A 22,863-nucleotide genomic window follows, 5' to 3' on the forward strand; every position below is an offset into this window, starting at 1 on the left:
CTGACTCCCCTCTAAAACCGTATTACTTATGGAAAAAGACGCAGGCAAATCTGCCTACGTCTAATCGTATCAATCTTCTTTGTTTGCATACTTGCTCTTTGTAGCAATTTTATCTTCACTTGCATTTTGAAACTCTTTTACTGCAGTCGATGCTTTCGCAAAGGACATCATAGTTCCGGCTCCGCCAACACAACCGCCGGGACACGCCATTCCCTCCATGAGGTACCCGTCTCTTTTACCGGCTTTTGCAATTCGAAGCATCTTTGCACATTCTCGTAAGCCTTCTGCACGATCAATCTTAATATCACTATCCGGATAAAGTTCGTCAACACAATTTGCAATCGCATCTGCAACACCTCCGGCAACACTATAACCACGACCTGCAGCAGTTGCATCATCAAAGACTTCATTCGTTTCTATATCGCCAAATTCAATGCCTTTCGCAACAAACATACCCATCAATTCTTCAAAAGTAATAACAAAGTCTACATCACTTCGAACTGATTTTCTCGAAGCTTCCAATTTTTTTGCTGCACAAGGTCCGATGAAAACAACCTTTGAATCTGGATTTTCATTTTTTATAATACGGGCAGTTGCGACCATAGGTGTGAGTGAGTCAGAAACATAAGGTGCAACTTCTGGAAAATCCCTTTTAGCCATAACCGACCAAGCCGGACAACAAGAGGTAGCTAAAAACGGTTCTTCACCACTGGCAATCTTATGAATGTAATGATGTGCTTCCTCAATTGCCCCCAAATCCGCACCAATTGCAACCTCTACAACTTTAGAAAATCCTAATAACTTAAGAGCTGCCTTCACTTTTTCCGGTGTCGCAAGCGGTCCAAACTGTCCGACAAAGGCCGGTGCAATTTCCGCTATCACATCTTCTCCATTTTTAATCGCATGAATTAACTGAAACAATTGAGACTTATCTGCAATCGCTCCAAATGGGCAATTTACCAAACACATACCACAGGAAACGCATTTATCATAATTGATTTTGGCACGGCCAAGATGATCGCTTTCAATTGCGTCCACTCCGCAAGCAGCCGCGCATGGTCGGTCAAATTTTACAATTGCATGATATGGACAGATATCAACGCAACGTCCACAGCGGATGCATTTTTCATTATCAATCACCGATCTTCCATTTTGAATACTAATGGCTTTTACCGGACAAACAGAAGTACATGGATGAGCCAAGCACCCTCTGCAATTGTCAGTTACTTCAACACTTTTTTCTTTACATGCATTGCAAGCAAAAGGAATGACATTAATGAGTGGAGGTTCATAAACCTTCTCAGCAATGGCACTTTCTTCTACACCTTTCGAAATATGAGTCGGCTGATCTGCCGGATACAATGGAAGACCAATTGCCAGACGAATTCGTTCTCCTACAATTGCTCTTTCTAAAAAAATACTATCCCGATACGTAGGTACTTCTCCAGGAATAATTCGAAAAGGAATCTCCTCAACACGAGCGTATTCTCCGCCCTCATATGCCAACCTTGCAACCTCTGCAAATACTTGTCTCCTAATGTTTGTTACTGGTGTATAAATGCCTCTCAAGATTACTTCACGTCCTTCTTTATCATACTAATTACTTTTTCCATTACAGTTTCACTATCCGCATTTTCCATTATTTTTCCATTTATTGCAGCCACCAGAGAATGGTGCCCATCTTTTTTATTACCCAAACATTTATTTGTTTCTACGTTAATATTACCCTCAAAGCCCAAATATCTTTTTAGCTTTTTTAAGCTTTCTACGGATTCCACCAAATCCATTGCGCCTCGCATCACACATTCCGTGCAAACACAAACCTCGACCTTTATATCATTTACCATAGTATATAGTCTCCTTCCTAGCTTTTGTGTTTTTCTGTCTGCAAATTCGATTTCCCCCGAATCTTATAAGCCATTATATTATACAAGCTATAAGACTTATCGTCAACCCCACAAACCGCCATAATTATTTCGAAAAAACTCTACAAATTGTAATTTGTAGAGTTTTTAACGTTTTTATTTTTTATATAGTTTTTTTCTTTAGATATCCAAATAATACAAATAGTTCATGGAACCAAAGCGGAACTGTTGCAAGACCAGTTAAAATGCACCATTCCCTTAAGGAAAGGGCAACTGTTCCAAATAAATTAGTTAAAAATGAAATCTCAGTTACAGCAATCTGTAGTGTAAATCCAACTACAAATGCAATGATCATCATTCGATTGGCAAGGTGATTTATCCTAAAAATAGATTTTTTTACATTACGCATACCAATCGCATGGAATAACTGAGAAATAGCCAAAATTGTAAAAGCATACGTTTGAGATTTTACATAAATCAATGGATTCAATAGGATTTCTTTCACTGTAGTATAAGTTACCGAACTTCCCTGTAAAATTAATGTCTCAATTGGTACATAAAGGAATGCACTTAAGGTTAAGAAACCAATGACTACCCCATAAAAAATGGTCAGTGCCAAGCCCCCATGCGCAAATAAACTTTCTTTCGGCTGACGAGGTGCTTCCTTCATTACATCCTCATCTCCACTATCAACACCAAGGGCCAATCCCGGAAGAGAATCGGTAATCAAATTAACCCATAAAATGTGAATTGCCTTTAACGGTGAAAGCAATCCAGCTACGATTGCTGTAAACATAGTAATGATTTCACCAAAATTCGATGAAAGTAAGAACAATACCGATTTCTTAATATTGTTATAAATGTTTCGACCTTCATGAATTGCTTTTTCAATTGTTGCAAAATTATCATCGGTTAATACCATATCTGCTGCACCTTTTGCAACATCCGTTCCCGTAATACCCATAGCAACGCCTATATCCGCAGCTTTCAGAGACGGAGCATCATTGACACCATCTCCTGTCATAGAAACAATGTTTCCATGTGAACGAAATGCATTTACAATCATCACCTTATTTTCTGGGGAAACACGTGCAAAAACACGTAAATGAAGTACTGCTTTATTTAGTTCTTCCTGGGTCATTTCATTGAGTTCTTCGCCCGCAATGCATTGATCCGGAGTTTCTGCAATTCCAAGTTCCTTTGCAATAGCGAATGCTGTATCTTTATGATCACCTGTTATCATAATAGTGGTTACCGAAGCTTGTTTAAAGATTTCAACAGCTGCCTTTGCTTCTGGACGAGGCGGATCAATCATCCCAACTAAACCGACAAACGTCAAATTCGTTTCCTCTGCAGAAGAATCGTCTGTTTTGATAGCTAAAGCCAATACACGTAATGCATCCCCAGCCATTGTCTTAGCTGCGGTATGAACCGCTTCCATATCACTGCTTGTGATATCTCTTGTTTGGCCATTCATTAAAATATGGGTGCAATTTTTTAAAATTTGATCCATCGCACCTTTGGTATAAGCAATGATGCTGCCGTCTTGGTTTTTATGCACCGTGGTCATCATTTTACGGTCAGAATCAAATGGTTGTTCATTGACACGAGGAGATTTTGCTTCCAATTCTGCTTTCGTTACAGAAAGTGGTATACCCATATCTAAAAGGGCTAATTCTGTCGGATCACCAATGCGATTTTCTCCCTCAATGGAAGCATCGGTACAAAGAATAAAACCATCAATCAAAATAGCATCTTTTACATAATTCAAATCATTCTCAGATGTCAGCCTTTCATTTAAAAATACCTGTGTAACCGTCATTTTATTCTGTGTCAAGGTTCCCGTTTTATCTGAACAAACAACGCTAACCGATCCCAAAGTCTCTACAGCCGGTAATTTTCGCACAATGGTATTCACCTTGACCATTCGTTGCACACCTAAAGCCAAAACAATCGTAACGACTGCCGGAAGTCCTTCGGGAATTGCAGCAACCGCCAAAGATATTGCTGTTAACAACATCTCCGCAATGTCTCTTCCTTGAAAGATAGCCAAACCAAACAGGGCCAAGCAAAGAATAACTGCAATGATACCGAGAAGCTTTCCAAGGTCTGCAAGTCGAATCTGTAAAGGAGTCATTTCTTCTTTCGATTCGTTGATCATCTTTGCAATTTTACCAATCTCAGTTTGCATTCCCGTATATACAACAACACCTTCTCCTCTTCCATAGGACACATTTGTTGATAAATAAGCCATATTTACACGGTCTCCCAAAGGAATCTCACCTTCAGCTATAAACGAGGCATCCTTCTCAACTGGAACTGATTCTCCGGTTAATGCAGATTCTTCAATCTTTAAATTGATGCTGCTTAAAAGGCGTAAATCAGCTGGAACGACTCGTCCTGCCTCTAATAATACAATATCCCCTAAAACCAATTCTTTTGCCGGAATTTCTATCGCTTTACCATCCCTACGCACCAATGCCATAGGACTGGAAAGCTGTTTTAACGCCTCTAAGGATTTTTCAGCTTTCTCCTCTTGAATCATACCTATGACTGCGTTAAGCAATATAACTGCTATAATAATAAATGCATCACTAAACTCTTTCAGAATAGCAGAAATTACAACTGCCCCCATAAGAATATAAATCATAGGGTCTTGCAACTGTGATAAAAATAACTGTATCTTAGTTTTTCCCTTTTTTTCATCAAAGGAGTTAGGACCATTTTCATTCAGTCTCTTCTTTGCCTCTTCTTGGGACAGCCCTACATTAACATCTATATTCAAATTTTGTAATACTTCTTCCTTTTTCTGTTTTTCAAACATGTAAGCCTCCTAATGGTTTTACTTATTTCCTATTTTATTTTAATTATTATGTCTTGTGAAAATCCTTGCAAAAAAAATAACTCTTAACATAATTTTCACAAAAACAGTAAAATATATGCTAAAAGTCTTGTTACCTTTCGGGTCTATGACCAGGCTTAACAAAACCGGATGTTGATCATAAACTTAAAACTACTCCCTTTTATTAAATTGTATCATACTGGAAAAATGTATGATTGTCAAGGAGAAAAAAACATTGTATAATAATACTGTAAAGCGATAAAGTGATGACATATTATTTTATATAAGCAAATACAGCTGATGAGAGGAGTAATTGCAATGACTTATCATTCGAAGATTAAAGGTAAAGAAACTGACGATTTATTTCGTGCAATATTAGCATTACAGACGGAAGAAGAATGCTACCGTTTTTTTGAAGACCTTTGTACAATAAAGGAGCTGCAATCTATAGCACAAAGACTGCAGGTTGCAAAACTCCTACGTGAAAAAAAGACTTATAACGAAATCGAAGAAATTACGAAAGCCAGTACTGCTACTATAAGCCGTATCAATAAATGCCTGCTATATGGTGCAGATGGCTATACTACGATTTTATCAAGACTTGAGGATGAATCACAATGATTCACCCTTTATTTTTTAATTAGTAATTCCATTGCCTTTTGCAATTGTCTATCATTGGTTAACACTCCATCGGTAAAATCGCTTTCTTCTAAAGAAATACTTACGTCAGGTTGAATACCCTTTCCATGAATCACGTTGCCTTTTGGTGAAAAATATTGCATAACAGTTAATTTCATGGCATCTCCATTCGGAAGTTCATTAATTTCTTGTATAATTCCTTTCCCAAAAGTAGTTGTTCCTACTAATTTCCCACCATGATTGTCTTTAATTGCCGCTGCTAATATCTCAGAAGAACTTGCAGAACCACCATTCACCAATACTACATATGGCAAACTAGTCTTTCCTTCTTTCGATTTATAATATGTTTTTTCTCCTTTTCGGTCCTCCGTATACGTAACAGTACCGGAATCCAATAACATATCCGCAATATTTACGCTGATCTCAACGAGCCCTCCCGGATTATCACGTAAATCAATAACAAGGCCGTCTACTCCCTTAACTTCCATATCACGCAAAGCTTTCGCAAAGTCCTCTGCTGTTTTTTCCTCAAAACTGGTAATACGCAAATATCCAATATTACCGTCTTTTATTTCTGATTTTATAGTCTTTGTCACAATAGTTGCACGCCGCATATCAAAGCTATTAACCTCTCCATTTCGTAAAATGGTAATTGAAACTTTGCTTCCTTTTGCGCCTCTCATTGCAGAGACAGCTGCATCAATGGTATCTGCAGTGTATTCTTTATCATCTACTTTTAATATTTTATCTCCGCTTTTTATACCAGCTTTTGCTGCCGGACTATCATCAATGGGTGCAATAACATTAATAAATCCCTTTGAATCCGGTACAATAGTTACACCAATACCTGAATATTCTCCGGTGGTTGCAATTAATAGCTCATTATATTCTTCTTTATTTAAATAAGCGGAATATGGATCACCAACTCCATAAAAAAGGCCTTTATATAACCCTTCCTCTAATTGAGTCTCATCGACAGGAACGTAATAATTGTCTTCAATATAACTTGTTAATTGCTCAAGTTTTGCATACTTCCCCTCCATTTTTTTATAGGCATCATAATCTTGCTTACTAATTGTAACTCCATTTGAAGTATCTAATTTCTGATTGTATAATAAGGTTGTAAAACCACTACCAACCAACAATGCAACAATTAATAAAAAAATAAGATTCCTCTTCTTAATGATTACCATTTTCTTTGTTGCTTCCTTTTGCATATTTTCTATCATTTCCCCTTTCCATTAATTGTGCAATAACATTCACTTCATATCATATACTATAAATTGTACGTTTGTAACACCGCGAAATTGATTTATTGTCGGATAACCAACTACATCAATCATTGCTCCAATTTTTATTGTTTCCTTATAATCAGACGCCTTTGAAAAAAGTATAAAATCGCGGTATTCTCCTGTTAAAGACATAGCTTTAAAACGAATATGTTCCTTACTCTCCCCCATATAACGAAATTCCCTTATTATTAATTTTTCAATTAAAAAGAGCGGCTTTTCATTACAATGTCCGAAAGGCTCAAAACACTCTAATTGTTCAATTAATTGCTCTGTCAGTTCTTCTGCCTCTAATCTTTCGTTAATGTAAAGTGTCGGAGAAAGAAGCATCGGATTTTCTTTTATCAACTCACCCATGTGCGCATTTAAACCATCTCTTAGTTGCGCTATATTCTCCTTCTTCAATAAAAATCCACAGGCACCTGCATGCCCTCCAAATCTTTCAAAACATAAACTTTGTGTATGCAATAATTTATAAAGATCAATTCCTTCAATGCTTCTCCCTGTACCTTTGTAATGGATTCCATCTTCACAAAGAGTAACAAGAGCAGTGGGTTTCGAAAAGCAATCCTTTAACTTCCCTGCAACAATTCCGGCGATACCCTCATGTATTTTTTCTGAATCAATCAATAAAAACAAATCACTTTCGTTAATACGTTCCGCAATTTGCATACAATCACTAAAAGTTTCTTCCTGAACTCTTTTTCTTTCATTATTTTTTTCAAGTAACTGATTCACAGCATTCTTAATTTTTTGTATTTCTTCTTTATTATTTCCAGAAGTAACTAAGAGCTCTACTCCAATTTTTGCAGATTCCATTCTTCCTGCTGCATTTAAATGCGGCACTATACTATATGCAATATTATCTGATTTTATAATTTTTTTTGAAAGTCCAATTGCTTCTATAAGTTTTTCTAGACCATACCGATTTCCTTTTTGTATGCGTTTTAAACCATATTTTACGAGTGTTCGATTTTCATCTACCAATGGTACAATATCTCCAATTGTAGATATTGCAACCAAATCTAACACACGATTCAATTCCTTCTTAGTCAACAATGAGGATCGTGCATCTCGCTCATTTTCTAAAGTACGTTGAATCGCCTGCGCTAATTTAAAAGCTACTCCACAACCAGAAAGCCCTGAAAATGGATAATTACAATCTTCTTGTTTTGGATTAATGAAAATACAGTCTGGCACTTTTCCATTCACAATCGTATGGTGATCGGTAACAATTACAGAAATCCCCATCTCTTTTGCATACTCTACTTCATCCAGCGATGTGCTTCCGCAATCTACAGTAATAATAAGATTCGCTCCCAGATCCTTAATTTTATCAATTGCCGTCTTATGAAAGCCGTATCCCTCTTCAAACCGAGATGGAATATAATAAAATAGATTGGAAGTTAATTTACCCAAAATCTCCAAAAGTAAACTGCAAGAAGTCACACCATCTGCATCATAGTCACCGTAAATGCAAATGGTTTGTTCAGCGTTTAAAGTATCTAAGATAGCATGTACTGCTTCCTTCATATTTTTTAATAAAAAAGGATCATATGTTTTTTTCGGTTTTTCTGATAAAAATTCTTCTTGTTCCTTAGCATCCCCCAAACCTCTTTGTTTGAGTAACCGTAAAACAACAGAAGAATCTAATTTTTCTCCGCAATTATTGTTATATTTTTTTGGATAAATCCATTTTTTTTTCATATTATACCTCAATACCTCAATGGAAAAAATGTGGCTTCAACGAGACAAAAAGAGGGCATTTGCCCCCTTCCTTACCTTATTATTCTTATAAATATGTTTTTGGATCCTTATAAACTCCATCTAAACGCACTTCAAAATGCACATGCGGTCCTGTAGATACACCTGTAGAACCAGCATTCGCAATTTGCTGTCCTCGAATTACTGTTGCTCCGGTGCTGACTAACAGCTTACTATTATGTGCATAAACCGTAACAATGCTACTGCCATGATCAATCATAATATAATTTCCGTAGCTATTATTCCATCCAGATGTGATAACTTTGCCATCAGCTGCTGCCACTACTTTAGAGCCGGAAGGTGCCGAAATATCGATACCATGATGAAAATTATTTAATTTAGTGATTGGATGAATACGATTTCCAAATTTTGAAGTAATACGGCTATGACCCGGTACCGGCCATCCGAGAGTTCCTCCGCTATATACTGCAGAATCATCCTGTAATGTGCGAATCTTTGCAATCAACGCATTTGCTTCTTCATTAAATGCGTCCATCTGTGCAGTCAATGCTTCATTATCTTTTAAAGCCTGTGCTTTTTTTTCAGCAACCTTGCCACGATTTCCTTCAAGTATATCTTGCTTGTCCTTTACAGTAACTTGCTGAGAAATTAATTTTTGATTTAAGGATTGCAATTCCTTTTTTTGAATTTCTATTTTGTCATATCTTTGCTGCATTGACTCTAAAACCTGCAAATCGTTATCATAAATCTTCTGAACCATATCCATATTTGTCATGAATTCAGAAATATCTGCTGACCCTAACAAAATTCCCAATATGTCAACATCACCATTCTTATACATCGCACGCAATCTACCATTCATATTTGTATTCTGATCATCCATTTCTGTTTTAAGTAGATTAAGTGCATTCTGTGTATCCGTAATTTTTTGCTTTGTTTCCCCAATATTACCTTGAATTTTCTCGATTTCCGATTCTGTTGCATTAATCTTTTTTTCTAAACTTGTAATTTCAGAATTCAGAGCATTAATCTTTTTCTTTCCTTCATCAAGTTTTTTTTGAGTTTCACTTATTTGACTGTTAACATTCTGTAATTTTTCACTATCAGTCAATGCATAAGTCGTACCCAAAGGACAAATGGAACAAAACAGCAGTATAAGGACTATATATGTAATACATCGTTCACGTTTCATAATTCCCCCACTTAATTCAGAAAACTTATCTCGTATGCAGTATATTTGTTACCTTTGTTGCTTCGCTATCATTTCATTCATTATAGATACTCTTTTGGGTTCTTATACGCACCATTTACACGAACTTCAAAATGTACATGTGGGCCTGTCGACATACCGGTCGATCCGGAACTTGCGATTTGCTGACCACGAACTACAGGAGTTCCGGTACTGACTAGCAGCTTACTATTATGTGCATAAACGGTAACAATACCGCTTCCATGATCAACCATAACAACATTTCCATAGCTATTATTCCAACCTGCCATAATTACCTTGCCATCCGCTGCCGCAACAACCTTTGATCCGGTTCCCGCAGAAATATCAATTCCAGTATGTAATTTTTTCTTTTTTAATATTGGATGAATGCGATATCCAAACGGCGAAGTGATTCGTGTTTTCCCGGGAACCGGCCATGCCAATGCACCTCCGCTGTAAACAGCACTATCATCCTGTAAAGCTCGAATCCTTGCGACCAAAGCATCTGCTTCTGCATTCAAAGCATCAATCTGTTCTGTTAATGCTTTATTATCTTTTAAAACCTCTGCTTTCTTGCTCGCTACCGTACCTCGATTCGCCTCTAATGTATCCTGTTTATCTTTGGCAACTGCTTGTTGAGAAGCCAATTGCTGATTCAAAGCTTCTAATTGTTTTTTTTGTAAATCAATTTTTTCATATCTTTGCTGCATCGTTTCTAAAACTTGCATATCATTATCGTATATCTTCTGAACCATATCCATATTTGTCATGAATTCAGAAATATCTGCTGATCCCAACAAAATTCCTAGTATGTCAACATCACCATTTTTATACATTGCACGTAATCGGCTGTTCATATTTGTATTCTGCTCGTCCATCTGTGATTTCAATTGATTGAGTGTATCCTGTGTATCCGAAATGGTTTGCTTCGTTTTTCCGATATCCCCTTGAAGATTAGCAATTTCCGTTTCAGTAGCATTAATTTTTTTCTCTAAGTTCATAATTTCAGAATTCAGAGCATTAACCTTCTTCTTTCCTTCATTGAGTTGTTTTTGCGTTTGACTTATTTGATTATTTACATTGTCTAATTTTTCACTGTCCGTAATTGCATAGCCTAAACTCAATGACCAAATGGAACAAACCATAACAGCAGTTAAAGTGTACGCAATGATTCTACTTTTCTTCATTATTTTTCCCCCTTATGTATCCAAAAACCTTCTCATTGAAACAATGCTCCCGAAAGCACCAATGCAGACTCCCAGTGAAATAAAAATCCAAACTAAATTCCAGATTAAAAAGTTTAAAGGTACCAAACTAGTTGATAACAATGCTAATGCTCTCAATGAAAATAATTCACAAATTTTATAATAAATAAATGAAATTAAACCTGCAGAAAGGATTGCAGAAAAACATCCAATCAACATTCCTTCCGCTAAAAAAGGACCCCGGATAAACCAATTGGTTGCTCCAATGTATTTCATAATGCTAATTTCGCGTTCTCTTGCCAGTACGGTTAATTTAACCGTGTTAGAAACTACAACGACTGATACAAAAATCAAGAATACAATAATTACAAGAGCTCCAACCTGAATATAATCAGTAATTTTAAGTACTTGATTCACTTCCGTTTGATAATATTTTATATCCTCTACACCTTGAAAGGTCTTTGCCACTTCAACGACTAAATCAGCATCTTCCAAATTAGAAACGGTAATTTTGATAGAATTAGGAAGGGGATTAGGATCGACTCCATCTAATAAATAAGCCTTATTACCCCAGCTATTTCGGAATTCCTGCATTGCGGTATCTTTATCAACATAAATGGCTTCGTTAACCTCAGGCATACTATTTAAACTATCAATCATGCCCTGTGCTGTATTTTTGTCCGTTGTTTCCAATAGATAAAGCTGAATCGAATCAAACTGCTTTTTCACATTTTCGCTCGCTAAATTTACATTTACGACCAGTATAAAAAAGAGTCCTAAAATCAATAACATTGCGGTAATGGAAAACATAGATGCAATTGTCATTGTTCGATTTCTAAAAACTTGTGTTACTGCCTGCTTAATGGCATAGCCTATACTTCTAATCATTTATGCCATACGCTCCTTCTGCGTCATCTCTGACAATTCGACCTTTTTCAATTGCCACAACGCGTTTTCCCATACGATCTACAATATCCTTTGCATGCGTCACCATTAAAATCGTCGTTCCTCGACGATTAATTTTATCCAAAAGACGCATGATATCCCAAGCTGTTTCCGGATCAAGATTTCCCGTCGGTTCATCTGCAATTAACACAGCGGGATTATTTACAATTGCGCGCGCAATCGCAACCCTCTGCTGTTCTCCTGCAGAAAGCTCATGTGGGTACTTGTCCGCTTTTGAGCTAATACCGACCAAACTCAACACCTGCGGAACCTGTCTGCGAATCGTGCGTGAACTCATATGTATAATTTCCATAGCAAACGCTACATTCTCAAAAACTGTTTTTTTGGGCAACAAACGGAAGTCTTGAAATACAATCCCCGTACTTCGACGTAATTTAGGAATTAAACGGTTTGATAGATTTGTAATCTCCATATCGTTCATTTTTATGGAACCACTATCTGCATTCAATTCTTTTAGAAGTAATTTAATAAAAGTAGATTTTCCAGCCCCGCTAGGCCCAACCAAAAATACAAAATCACCTTTATTAATGTGAATATTAACATTCTCAATACCAATGTTATTTCCATAATATTTGGTGACATTCTGATATACTATCATCTAAAGAGGTCCTCCCTCGATTCTTTTTCACAAAATAAGACATACTCTTGCGCATATATTTACATAATATTATAATATAAAACAAGTTTAGAATAAATAGTAATAGTATTACAACTTCATTACAGCAGAGTGTTGGGAATGTGAATTAGGAGAAACATTTATGTGCAAATCAATTGAAAAATCAGCGCTTCGAAAACAGATGCTTCTTAAAAGAAAAGAATTAAAAGAAGATTTTATAAAAAAAAGTGAAAGGAAGATTCTTCAGCTTATAAAAGAGTTTCCCTTCTATCTTGATGCAAAAACGATAATGATTTATATGGATTATCGAAATGAAGCACCTACAAATCAAATAATAAATGATGCTTTGCAAAGGAATAAAAATATAATTCTGCCGGTTACCGATGATAATTTTAGAATAACACCTTATAAACTAGTCGGAAAAGAAAGTTTAATTACTTCCAGTTTAGGGATTATAGAACCTAATTCGCTTATATGTCCAGTTGCAAATCCAAAAGAAATTGACCTCATTTTAATTCCGGGCGTTGTATTTGACTACAATGGTAATCGAATTGGTTTTGGTAAAGGCTGCTATGATTCGTTTCTTCCAAACCTTCGTCCTGATGCTGTAAAGGTAGGTCTTTCTTATGAATTTCAATTGTCAAAAAATATTCCTTCTGAAATAACGGATGTTCCTATGGACTTCATTCTGACCGAAGAGCGGATTTATAAAATAATCCACGCCTAAAAGCGATTCCAGCTTACTAAGAGGCTCTTTTAACGCATTTTTTATTTTATCCATTCCATATGGTTCCAGACAGCAATATTCTGCCTCATACAACAGTTCTGGCTGTAAATAAGGAATCCAAATCACGTCCTTAGTCTGTAAATAATTTTGTAATTCTTTATGCTGTACACCTTGGTTGTCCTTATTTATAACAATCTTAATTGGTAGCCGAGAAAGTTGGTAATGGGCAAACTGCTCAGACCCTTCGAGTAACTTTGAAGGTAAAGGGTCGATAACTAAAAAAATGTGATCCATTTCCCGCAAGAGCTGCCATGTCTCATCCAATTGATTTCTTTCATTTCTTTCAATATTTTTTCCTGATAAACCCACCTTACATCCTGAAAAATCACAAAGCAGCAAATCTCCAGGTACATTATAAATTAATCGAAATTTATTGATAAAATCATAGTTTTTTCGATAATCCTGTGGGGTTTGCAATGCCCAATTAATGCCTTTATGCAAATTCCATATATTTCTTACATTTTCTTGATTTCTTTCTTCCTCAAAAACGGATATAAAGGATCTTCCTGAAAAATATTTTTCTATACCTAAAGAATAATAAAGAGAACCACTTCCTAATTCCAAAACTACAGGGGTAATTTTTTTTTGCTCTGCAAAATATGCAGCTAAAATTGTGGTTAGAAAACTGACGCCCGAATGATTTGATGTACTAATAATCCCTATTTTAAAACGATCCATATTAACCTTAGTGCAAACACACATTCCCTTTCTTTATATATTTTTCTATATTTTACCATAATTAAAATTATATGTTAATGTGTTTCATAAAAATTATTTATAAAATTTTAAATTTATCTTTTAATAAAAAATACCTATTTTCATTTAATTAATAGAAACCGCTTTTCCCTTATAAAAAAAACACTGAGGGTTTTACAAAGTAACCTTCAGTGTTTTTTAATGGAAGCCAATGCAACTATTCTACATATTGCACTTTTAACTCAATTTGATCCGGCAATGCCGTAAGATCAGTCTCTGCAATTTGAATTGGATAAGTCAATGCCTGCGTCAGAGCCGTTCCAGGCTGAGGATCTTTAAATTGTGTATACACAGTTAAAAGATTGACTCCATTCTTATCAGATAATTTCATTTTTTCAATCTGAATTTCATAACCAGAGGTTGGTTTTTCACCACGGGAAGCCATTACATATACCTTATCGTCTACTACACATGCCAACGCCCGTTCTAATTGCCGGTACTCCGGTATCACCTGACTGGTTATTTGTGCTGGGATTTCTTTCTCACCTAAAATTCTAAATTCCACGTTATCCTCACCTTTAAACATGTACAAAGCCGCGGCAACCACGACAATGATCAACAAAATAAGAATCATCCATTTTATTGCCGTATTCTTTTTCGGCATTTTTATTTTTTGTAAGATACCAATCTTTCCCACAATAAAAACTCCCTCCTCCGTTAATCTTACTTCAATCTATTCGGGAAGGGAGTTTATTATTCGTACTATTTTTTATTTATAGGCTCTTTACTGCCTCATAAATATCTTTTGCAGTTAATCCATATTTTTCCATTAATTCTGCAGGTTTGCCGGACTCTCCGAAGCAATCTTTTACACCAATCAACTTCATTTTAACTGGGCAATTCTGTGTTACAACTTCCGAAACCGCAGAACCAAGTCCTCCAATAATGGAATGCTCTTCAGCAGTAACAATACCTTTGGTTTCTTTTGCTGCTTTTATGATAATTTCCTGATCAATTGGCTTTATGGTATGCATGTCAATCACACGTACCTGAACTCCTTCTTCTTCCAATTGTTTTGCCGCAATCAAGGCCTCATTAACCATAATACCGGTAGCAATCACTGTGTAATCATTTCCGTCTTTCACACAATTTCCTTTTCCAATTTCAACTTTTGTATCCTCATTATAAAGCATTGGTACAGCAGCTCGTCCAAGCCGAACATATACAGGTCCATTCAATGATGCTGCATCTTCCAAAAGTTTCTTTGCAGAAACACCATCTGCTGGATTAAGCACAGTCATTCCAGGTATAGTACGCATTAAAGCAATGTCTTCAATCGCTTGGTGACTTGCCCCATCCTCTCCTACCGTTACACCAGCATGCGTTGCACAAATTTTTACATTTGCTTTTGGGTAACCAATAGAATTACGTATAATTTCAAAAGCTCTTCCTGCCGCGAACATTGCAAAGGTACTTGCAAATGGAATTTTTCCGGATAGTGCAAGTCCTGCTGCAACCCCATACATATTTTGTTCTGCTATGCCCATATTTAGAAAACGATCTGGGAATGCTTTTGAAAAATTTACTGTCATTGTAGACTTAGATAGGTCTGCATCCAAAACAACAATGTTTGGATTTTTTGCTCCCAGTTCCGCTAACGCTTCCCCGTACGCTTGTCTTGTTGCCATTTTTTCTGCCATTACCATGTGCCTCCTAACTCTTGCACCGCTTGTTTTGCTTGCTCTTCACTTGGTGCCTTTCCATGCCAACCAGCCTCGTTTTCCATGAAGGAAACGCCTTTCCCTTTCACTGTTTTTGCTAGAAGCAGTGTCGGCATTCCCTTACTTTCTCTCGCCTTTTCAAAACCTTTTATAATTTCTTCAAGATTATGTCCATCAATGGCAATGACATTCCAACCAAATGCTTTAAATTTTTCATCAATTGGTGTAACCTTCATTACAACATCGTTTTTCCCATCAATCTGTAAACCATTCCAATCCAAAACAGCACAGAGATTATCTAACTTATAATGTGCCGCTGACATTGCTGCTTCCCAAATAATTCCTTCTTGAATTTCTCCATCACCCAAAAGCGCATAAACACGGTTTTCCTTTTTATCAAGTTTATTTGCCAAAGCCATACCAACAGCTGCAGACAATCCCTGTCCCAAAGACCCGGTTGACATTTCTACTCCGGGTACCTTTTTACAGTCAGGATGCCCTTGTAATTTGCTTCCTATATGACGTAACGTTGTAAGGCTTTCCTTTTCAAAATAACCTCTTTCCGCTAATGCTGCATAAAGTACTGGTGCTGCATGACCTTTTGATAATACAAACTTATCTCTTTCTTCCCATTTCGGGTTTTTCGGATCAATCTTCATTTCATGAAAATACAACACTGCTAAAATATCTGCCGCAGATAACGACCCACCGGGGTGTCCTGAATTTGCAGAAAACACACCTTTAATAATGTCGACTCTGATGTCTGCTGCCTTCTTGGCCAGCTCACCATAATTCACTGTCATTTTTTGTTTCTCTCCTCTTCTCTGCATTTATGGTTGAACAATGGTTCTTTTCTATTCAACCAAATTCTATATAAAAATAACAAATTTAAGCGTTAAGCTTTCGTTTTAGCTGCCATAACCTTTATCATAAAGGTAGGCAAAGCAGCCATTCTTTTATAACGGGTAGGCTCTTGAATAAAACGATAAAGCCATTCCAATCCATGATTTTGGTAAAATTCAGGTGCACGTTTCAATGTGCCTGCCCAAACATCAAAGCTACCACCTACACCAATTGCAGCTTTCACCTTAAGACTCTCTCTGTGTCGTGCAATAAATTCTTCTTGCTTCGGGGACCCTAAAGCAACACATAAAAAGTCAGCGCCAGAAGCATTAATATGCTCCACGATAGAATTTTCTTCTTCCGGCTTAAAATATCCGTGGTGTGTTCCTGCAATTTTTAAATTTGGATATTGTATCTGTTTCTTTTTTGCTGCAAGATCACAAACTGCTTCTCGTTCTTCATTTTCAGGTTTACTTCCAAATAAATAGATAGATTTTTCATTCTCCTGCAACCAAATTAAAATCATTTCCATAAAATCAATTCCCGTTACTCTCTCTTTTAATGGTTGTCCTAATAATTTTGATGCATAGACAAGTCCAATTCCATCCGGGATGACTAAATCCGCTGATGCAATAATTTTACGCAGTGATTCATCTTTTGTTGCGTTCATAATAATCTCCGAATTGGGCGTTACAATCAAGCTGCATTCCTCGGTCTCCATTAAATTTGAAAAAATAGAAATCGCTTTACGCATATCAACCTTGTCTACGGAAATTCCTAATATATCCAATATTTCTCTTTCTTCCATACTTATTCCTCTTTTCCAATGATTCGTAAATTGCTATGAAATCGGAGGCCTTTCCTTTCTATTTTCCATAATTGCAAGAATCAACTCTTCATTCGTATCCAATTTCATTAAAAGTTCCTTCATAGACTTCCGAACTCGCATTCGAATTTCTTCTTGATTTTTTATTGTCTTTTCAAATTCTTCTATAAAAAAATCACTTTTAAAGTCATAAATACTGCTCATCGCTTTCATATCAATGGAATGCATAAAAGAATTGATTTTAGGATCATAAGAAATCGCAATAATTGGAATGTCCATAACTGCAGCATGAATGATAGAGTGTAGTCTAACGCCAACCAATACATCCATATTTCCTATAATACTCATCATCTCTTCTGTCAAATATTTATGCTTTACGCATCCTACCTCACCGGACAATCTTTTTTCTATTTCATCAATAACTGCCATATCCTCTGAATAATGAAACGGAATCAATACAATTTGTGCGTCTTTTTCCGCAATCAATCTTCGAATAGAAGTACATAGTTCATTAACAAAACAACTGTTAATTTTTCGTTCACGAATCGCAAATCCAACCGTTATTTTGTTTTTATCTAGAGTAATTCCTTCTTTTTCCAATATTTGCTGTCCTTTTTTCAAGTCAGCCTTTGGAATTCGAAGTACCGGATCTGTTGTTACATATATTTTTTGAGACGGCAAACCGATTTCTACCAGTAATTCCTTTGATGCTTTGTCTCTTACTACAATACCATCTGCTCTTCGTAAAGTCCATGCGGTTAATCTACGATTTAATTTTGATACAATCGGTCCAATTCCCTGACTATAAATGAAAACTTTCTTACGAAGAAGAATCCCTAACCACATAATTAGTAAATAATAAAGAATGCTTCGCTTGCTTGTTACATCCTGAAGCAAGCTGCCGCCGCCACTAATCAACAAATCACACTCTCTAACTGCATTTAAAATAGCCGATATGGATTTGCGATTTACCGATTTTACTTGATAGCGTTCAGCGGTCGATTCCGGGTTCTTCGAAAGCACCGTAATATCAATATCAGGTAGTTTTAATTTTAAGCTTGCAATCACGGCACGAAGAATGGATTCATCTCCTATATTATTAAAGCCATAATAGCCGGAAATTAATATTTTATACATTAAGAAAACTTTGCCTCCGCTTTTTTATATAGTCGATAGAAAACTTCAAACAATGCAATTCCAACTATTCCTATGATAACACCAAAGCATAAAGAATATGCTGTTCTTGCAAAACCTAAATAAAGTGGTGTACGAATATGCATAAAGGTATTTACAACTGAAGTCATACCAATAACCGAGCAAACTCCAAATAAAACAGTCCACAACTTAAACTTTCGGAAGCACGAATAAATAAGCATCATTACCGCAGGAAATGCAAACAAAAATTCCTTATTCCTCGGTCTTGCCAATAATAAGTCTTCTAATTCATTTCGGAACAACATTTCTAATGTGGAAGGTTGTACAGCAGTGTCATGTCCAGTACGGATGATGTAATAAGCTCCGACTCCTGCCATTAACACCCCTAATGCAACCATCCAAACTTGAATGTTTGTCGTCATCATATCTTTAATGTCATGAAACTCCAAACGTCCCACAACTGTTTTCTTTTTACCAAATCCAAAATAAGCCAAATATGCCACAATGAAAAATGCTAACGGTAAAAGCTGCGCTGCTTTTACACCACGGAAAATGTCAATTTCCATCATAAAATTTATTTCTGAAAGTGGTGCCGCTGTCATCATTCCCCCTGCCAAAGATATCAATACTCCAATCGCCAGAGATAATGCTGAAAGACCTATGATTTTATCGATTCGAACAGTTTCATTTTGCAAATCTGCATATCCTTTTCCTTTTCGTATTAGGTATACCACCGCTAAGCAAGGAAATACAACCGCTGCCGCAAAACTGCTGAGAAGTTGTGCTAAGGTTGGCATTACCACGTAAGCTCCCAAAACACCAATGGCCCCAAGCGTAAATAACGCTAAGGATAGCTTTCTCTTTATCGGCAAAAAGCTTCCAAGCAAAAGTATTGCTGCAGCCGCACATCCAAATCCAATAAGCACCTTCAAAAGACGTCGAACGGAATAAACATCCATTACGGAAGCTTGCCCTATTTCAATTCCGTGACGCTGTAAACGAGTATTCAAGTTCTCAAACATCGTCTTATATTCATCGATATCCGTTACATAAACATGATAGTCCTTAAATTCGCGAATTGGTTTATAATAAATGACACGAATATTTCGTTCTGTAATTGCTCGAAATAATGTGTTTTCAATTTCTTTGGCACCTTCATATCCGTAATATTGATAACGATTTTGAATATAATCCCAGACGCTGAACACACGAACAGCCTGGTAACCTGATTTCCACACAACCTCATCAAGACCTGCTTGTAAAATATTCTGAAGCTGTGTCGTATTTTCGATTAAAGAAATGGCAACCCCTGTATCCTTAATATAATTCGTCAAAAGATCAGTTCCATCATCACTTCCAATAGCAGCCTCACCTGCAACAATCATATAAGTCGGTACCTTTTTAAGTTTTTGATACCCTTCTAAAACAGCTTTGGCATAACGTGTATCGTTCCAACCTTTATAGCTAGCCGTACGTGGAATAACCTCCAATCCCTCTTCTTCCAATCGTTGCAAACGCTCCGGAAGAAGTCCAAGACTCAAATACATAATTCTGGAGCTGACCACTTCGTCTTGCTCCGAAAATCCTTTTCGAGCCGAATCCATATTCTTATATTTTTCAGAATACAATGCATCTTTAGCTGTACCATCAATCCATATGTACCCACCATTTTCCGTTTCCTGAATCAAATATCTTTTCTTATCCCAACGCATTTCGAATGCCTTAGTAATAAACAAAAAAGAGTCTTTGGAATTACTCTCTACTAATACATCGTAATCGTCATATCCTCTTGCTTCCATTTCTGCAATAAAACTTTGTGGATATTCATTTTTCCAAGATGCATCTTTTGTAATTTGATACATTACGTTAGCGGAAACAGGCATTTGAGTATATTCCATAATGGTATTAAGACTCTCTTCAAGTACCCCAACCTTGTTAATGCCCATCTCTTGAAACTGCGCAAACCACCAGTCTAAATTTTCATCAGACTGTGCTGCCATATTTTCAATCTCCTGATAATCCAATACTACATCATAATTTTTATTCTTTGCCTCTGTTTGCATACGACCGCCTAAGGCAACGATAGCGGCAAGCAAACCGATTGCTACAAAAAATAATAGAATTCTATTCTCTTTCAAAAACGTTCTCATCCCAATCTCCTTTTAGTTATCTTTGTTTTTTATCTCAAACTGAACTTTATTTATTCAGCTTCAGGACAAGCAATGCCAAAATACATTTTACTGTTTTTTTGTCAAAGAGTAAATACTTCCTGACAAACAAAAGAAAAATCTAACAAAAAAATAAAATACATAACGAAAAAAGACCGATATCAGCGAAAAGGCACTGGCACCGGTCTGTATAAGCAATATTTTTTTATTATTGAATGGTGTAACCTCCGCGAACCATAACCCAAATAATGGTTTTTGCTTTAATTCCTCTTCCATCTTCACGAGGTACTAAAAGCAAATGATTGGCAGCAACTGCATTACCGCTCCAAAGATCTGTCCCTGCCGTTACATCAGAAATCCCATTGGTACCATTATCCAAAGCGGTTGCCTCACCGCTTCGCAGAATGATTTCCGTTCCTTCTTTACCCAAAAGTGTCTGACCGGCTTCGACAGAAATGGCCTTATACGTTGCCGCAGAAGTCCCTCCCTGCGATAAGCTTGCAATTTTATCGTCCACATAACTTTTTGTAACTACCGGATCATCCTCTGAGCCGGGTGATCCAGCAGCCGTAGCTGCTATCACAGAAAACGATACTACCAATAATGTCGCAATTAAAACAGTTGCCCATTTCTTTTTCATGAAGTTACTCCTTTTCCTCTTTCGTATTAAAAATCAATCATTCCCAGACTTATGGTAAGAGCCTTTTCGGTCTCTTCCATAACCGCATCATCCACATGACCTATTTTTTCTCGCAATCTTTTTTTGTCGATTGTTCTAAGTTGTTCAAGCAAAATCACAGAATCTTTATTTAAACCGTGTTCTTTCGCTTTAATTTCCACGTGTGTGGGTAACTTCGCTTTGTTAATCTGAGAAGTTACTGCCGCTACAATAATCGTAGGGCTATATTTATTACCAACGTCATTTTGCACCACGAGCACAGGACGTACACCGCCTTGCTCTGAGCCTATGACCGGACTTAAGTCGGCAAAAAAGATATCACCTTTTTTTACAATCAAGTCATTCACTCTCCAATATTCAGTCTATTTTCATAGAAAGCAAAATCCTTTTGATCCTGGGCCAATCCCTCCTCGGAAAGTTGAAGATTTAACAGTCCCATTTCCTGGTACCCATTCCTCATCTGTTCTCTGATTCGAATTTTTTCTCCCTCTTTCAGATATAGGGCGATTGCCTCTCGAATCCATTCGCTTCTATTCATTTTTCTTATTTTAGATTGTGCATCGACCTCGCAGAGCATTTCTGGCTTCAAGCTCAATATGATTCGCTTTGAATTCGACATACTGCATTCACCTCATTTTTAAACATCCATAAGTTATATAAGCGATATACGTTTATATATCTGATTATATATACTTTGTCGTTTGGTGTCAAATGCCTTATTTCTCCAAATTCTGCTCCTCTAAAGTTTTCTTTATAGCAAGTGCCATCATCGAAGCGATGTCCGATGCTGTCAAACCATACTCTCCCAACATTTCAGCGCCTAAATCTCCAGACTTTCCATGAAGATAAACGCCTGCTGTAGCAGCTTGTTCTGGCGAACAACCTTGTCCTGCCAGTGCTGCAATGACGCCAGATAGAACATCTCCACATCCTCCCGTCGCCATTCCGGGATTTCCTGTTGTGTTAATATATGTTTTTCCCTCTGGTGTTGCCACAAGGGTTCCTGAACCTTTTAACACTACAATCCCCTTAAAAGACTCTGCTAGCTCTCTTACAGCACTTTCACGATTTTCATTTATTTCTTTTGCACTTTTTCCGAGGAGTCGTCCAGCCTCACCCGGATGAGGTGTTAAGATTAAATTTGCTTTTTTATTATGAAGAATCGTCCGATCTTTCGCTATTAGATTGAGTGCATCGGCATCCAAAACAACCGTTCCGTTGCAACCCTGTAACACCTTACGAATTAAGGAACCATAGTCATCCTCCTTCCCCAATCCCGGTCCAATGGCAATCGCATCCAGGCCCGAAATCATCTCATGGGTTAATTCGCGAGTCAAACAAGTAGCTTCCACTATGCTTGTCTGCATGATAGGGAAAAGAAACTCCGGTACCGATATTCGTACTAGTCCCGCTCCGCTTCGCAAAGCACCACGTGCACATAACACTGCTGCACCTGCCATCCCAAAGGAGCCCGCTATGATTAAAACCGTTCCGCAATCTCCTTTATGTAATTCCCTTTCTCGCTTCTTAAGAAAAGTATTGACAAATGAAGCTGTAATTAAACAAGGTTTTTCCATTTTCTTATCTCCTTCTTTAATTTTTTCTAAATGTACATAGAACCCGTCTGCTTT

At 36.9% G+C, this 22,863-nt stretch carries 22 protein-coding genes; 2 read left to right on the forward strand and 20 right to left on the reverse strand.

Annotation, left to right across the window (positions count from 1 at the left end):
- Positions 1 to 69 precede the first annotated feature (69 nt).
- The 3 genes from I2490_RS09890 to I2490_RS09900 form a co-directional block, all read right to left on the reverse strand.
- On the reverse strand, positions 70 to 1,569 hold the full coding sequence (locus I2490_RS09890) for a 4Fe-4S dicluster domain-containing protein (RefSeq protein WP_206459529.1): 1,500 nt from the start codon (positions 1,567 to 1,569) through the stop codon (positions 70 to 72).
- 2 nt (positions 1,570 to 1,571) lie between these two features.
- Entirely contained in the window at positions 1,572 to 1,847 is a 276-nt protein-coding gene (locus I2490_RS09895; protein WP_206459530.1) for a hypothetical protein, read from the reverse strand.
- 181 nt (positions 1,848 to 2,028) lie between these two features.
- Positions 2,029 to 4,689, reverse strand: a complete 2,661-nt coding sequence (locus I2490_RS09900) for a cation-translocating P-type ATPase (RefSeq protein WP_206459531.1) — start codon at positions 4,687 to 4,689, stop codon at positions 2,029 to 2,031.
- Between the two features lie 336 nt (positions 4,690 to 5,025).
- On the opposite strand from I2490_RS09900, the gene I2490_RS09905 reads away from it, so the two are divergent.
- Positions 5,026 to 5,328 (forward strand): YerC/YecD family TrpR-related protein, encoded by a 303-nt coding sequence (locus tag I2490_RS09905; protein WP_206459532.1) that lies wholly within the window; start codon positions 5,026 to 5,028, stop codon positions 5,326 to 5,328.
- 8 nt (positions 5,329 to 5,336) lie between these two features.
- Here I2490_RS09905 and I2490_RS09910 read toward each other — a convergent pair whose 3' ends face one another.
- The 6 genes from I2490_RS09910 to ftsE all read right to left on the reverse strand — a co-directional run bounded on the left by I2490_RS09910 (position 5,337) and on the right by ftsE (position 12,339).
- Positions 5,337 to 6,575 carry a S41 family peptidase gene (locus tag I2490_RS09910; RefSeq protein ID WP_206459533.1) on the reverse strand — a complete coding sequence of 413 codons (1,239 nt, stop codon included), beginning with the start codon at positions 6,573 to 6,575 and terminating at the stop codon, positions 5,337 to 5,339.
- 30 nt (positions 6,576 to 6,605) lie between these two features.
- Positions 6,606 to 8,342: a single-stranded-DNA-specific exonuclease RecJ gene (recJ, locus tag I2490_RS09915; protein ID WP_206459534.1), complete on the reverse strand. Its 1,737-nt coding sequence runs from the start codon at positions 8,340 to 8,342 to the stop codon at positions 6,606 to 6,608.
- A gap of 85 nt (positions 8,343 to 8,427) precedes the next feature.
- Positions 8,428 to 9,552, reverse strand: a complete 1,125-nt coding sequence (locus I2490_RS09920) for a murein hydrolase activator EnvC family protein (protein ID WP_206459535.1) — start codon at positions 9,550 to 9,552, stop codon at positions 8,428 to 8,430.
- Positions 9,553 to 9,632: 80 nt separating this feature from the next.
- Positions 9,633 to 10,757, reverse strand: a complete 1,125-nt coding sequence (locus I2490_RS16890) for a murein hydrolase activator EnvC family protein (protein ID WP_280634199.1) — start codon at positions 10,755 to 10,757, stop codon at positions 9,633 to 9,635.
- Positions 10,758 to 10,769: 12 nt separating this feature from the next.
- Positions 10,770 to 11,663 carry a permease-like cell division protein FtsX gene (ftsX, locus tag I2490_RS09930; protein WP_209010597.1) on the reverse strand — a complete coding sequence of 298 codons (894 nt, stop codon included), beginning with the start codon at positions 11,661 to 11,663 and terminating at the stop codon, positions 10,770 to 10,772.
- Positions 11,656 to 12,339: a cell division ATP-binding protein FtsE gene (ftsE, locus tag I2490_RS09935; RefSeq protein ID WP_206459536.1), complete on the reverse strand. Its 684-nt coding sequence runs from the start codon at positions 12,337 to 12,339 to the stop codon at positions 11,656 to 11,658. The genes ftsX and ftsE overlap by 8 nt, the downstream gene beginning before the upstream one ends.
- Before the next feature lie 160 nt (positions 12,340 to 12,499).
- Here ftsE and I2490_RS09940 point away from each other — a divergent pair, with 160 nt between their 5' ends.
- Positions 12,500 to 13,084: a 5-formyltetrahydrofolate cyclo-ligase gene (locus I2490_RS09940; protein ID WP_206459537.1), complete on the forward strand. Its 585-nt coding sequence runs from the start codon at positions 12,500 to 12,502 to the stop codon at positions 13,082 to 13,084.
- On the opposite strand, the gene I2490_RS09945 is transcribed toward I2490_RS09940, so the two are convergent.
- The 11 genes from I2490_RS09945 to I2490_RS09995 all read right to left on the reverse strand — a co-directional run bounded on the left by I2490_RS09945 (position 12,998) and on the right by I2490_RS09995 (position 22,809).
- Positions 12,998 to 13,822, reverse strand: coding sequence for a hypothetical protein (locus tag I2490_RS09945; protein ID WP_206459538.1), 825 nt, complete (start codon positions 13,820 to 13,822; stop codon positions 12,998 to 13,000). The genes I2490_RS09940 and I2490_RS09945 overlap by 87 nt on opposite strands.
- A 235-nt stretch (positions 13,823 to 14,057) precedes the next feature.
- Positions 14,058 to 14,537: a protease complex subunit PrcB family protein gene (locus tag I2490_RS17005; protein ID WP_206459539.1), complete on the reverse strand. Its 480-nt coding sequence runs from the start codon at positions 14,535 to 14,537 to the stop codon at positions 14,058 to 14,060.
- A gap of 76 nt (positions 14,538 to 14,613) precedes the next feature.
- On the reverse strand, positions 14,614 to 15,540 hold the full coding sequence (locus I2490_RS09955) for a transketolase family protein (RefSeq protein WP_206459540.1): 927 nt from the start codon (positions 15,538 to 15,540) through the stop codon (positions 14,614 to 14,616).
- On the reverse strand, positions 15,540 to 16,364 hold the full coding sequence (locus I2490_RS09960; protein WP_206459541.1) for a transketolase: 825 nt from the start codon (positions 16,362 to 16,364) through the stop codon (positions 15,540 to 15,542). The genes I2490_RS09955 and I2490_RS09960 overlap by 1 nt, the downstream gene beginning before the upstream one ends.
- Positions 16,365 to 16,456: 92 nt before the next feature.
- Positions 16,457 to 17,212 carry a WecB/TagA/CpsF family glycosyltransferase gene (locus tag I2490_RS09965; RefSeq protein WP_206459542.1) on the reverse strand — a complete coding sequence of 252 codons (756 nt, stop codon included), beginning with the start codon at positions 17,210 to 17,212 and terminating at the stop codon, positions 16,457 to 16,459.
- Positions 17,213 to 17,245: 33 nt separating this feature from the next.
- Positions 17,246 to 18,367: a polysaccharide pyruvyl transferase CsaB gene (gene csaB / locus I2490_RS09970; RefSeq protein WP_206459543.1), complete on the reverse strand. Its 1,122-nt coding sequence runs from the start codon at positions 18,365 to 18,367 to the stop codon at positions 17,246 to 17,248.
- On the reverse strand, positions 18,367 to 20,535 hold the full coding sequence (locus I2490_RS09975; protein WP_206459544.1) for a DUF5693 family protein: 2,169 nt from the start codon (positions 20,533 to 20,535) through the stop codon (positions 18,367 to 18,369). The genes csaB and I2490_RS09975 overlap by 1 nt, the downstream gene beginning before the upstream one ends.
- A 226-nt stretch (positions 20,536 to 20,761) precedes the next feature.
- Positions 20,762 to 21,193, reverse strand: coding sequence for a hypothetical protein (locus tag I2490_RS09980; protein WP_206459545.1), 432 nt, complete (start codon positions 21,191 to 21,193; stop codon positions 20,762 to 20,764).
- Positions 21,194 to 21,219: 26 nt separating this feature from the next.
- On the reverse strand, positions 21,220 to 21,570 hold the full coding sequence (locus tag I2490_RS09985) for a type II toxin-antitoxin system PemK/MazF family toxin (RefSeq protein WP_206459546.1): 351 nt from the start codon (positions 21,568 to 21,570) through the stop codon (positions 21,220 to 21,222).
- Positions 21,571 to 21,575: 5 nt separating this feature from the next.
- Positions 21,576 to 21,851 carry a CopG family ribbon-helix-helix protein gene (locus tag I2490_RS09990; RefSeq protein ID WP_206459547.1) on the reverse strand — a complete coding sequence of 92 codons (276 nt, stop codon included), beginning with the start codon at positions 21,849 to 21,851 and terminating at the stop codon, positions 21,576 to 21,578.
- 97 nt (positions 21,852 to 21,948) lie between these two features.
- Positions 21,949 to 22,809, reverse strand: coding sequence for an NAD(P)H-hydrate dehydratase (locus I2490_RS09995; RefSeq protein ID WP_206459548.1), 861 nt, complete (start codon positions 22,807 to 22,809; stop codon positions 21,949 to 21,951).
- Positions 22,810 to 22,863: the final 54 nt, after the last annotated feature.

This window comes from Anaerovorax sp. IOR16, assembly GCF_017168145.1.
Lineage (GTDB): Bacteria > Bacillota > Clostridia > Peptostreptococcales > Anaerovoracaceae > IOR16.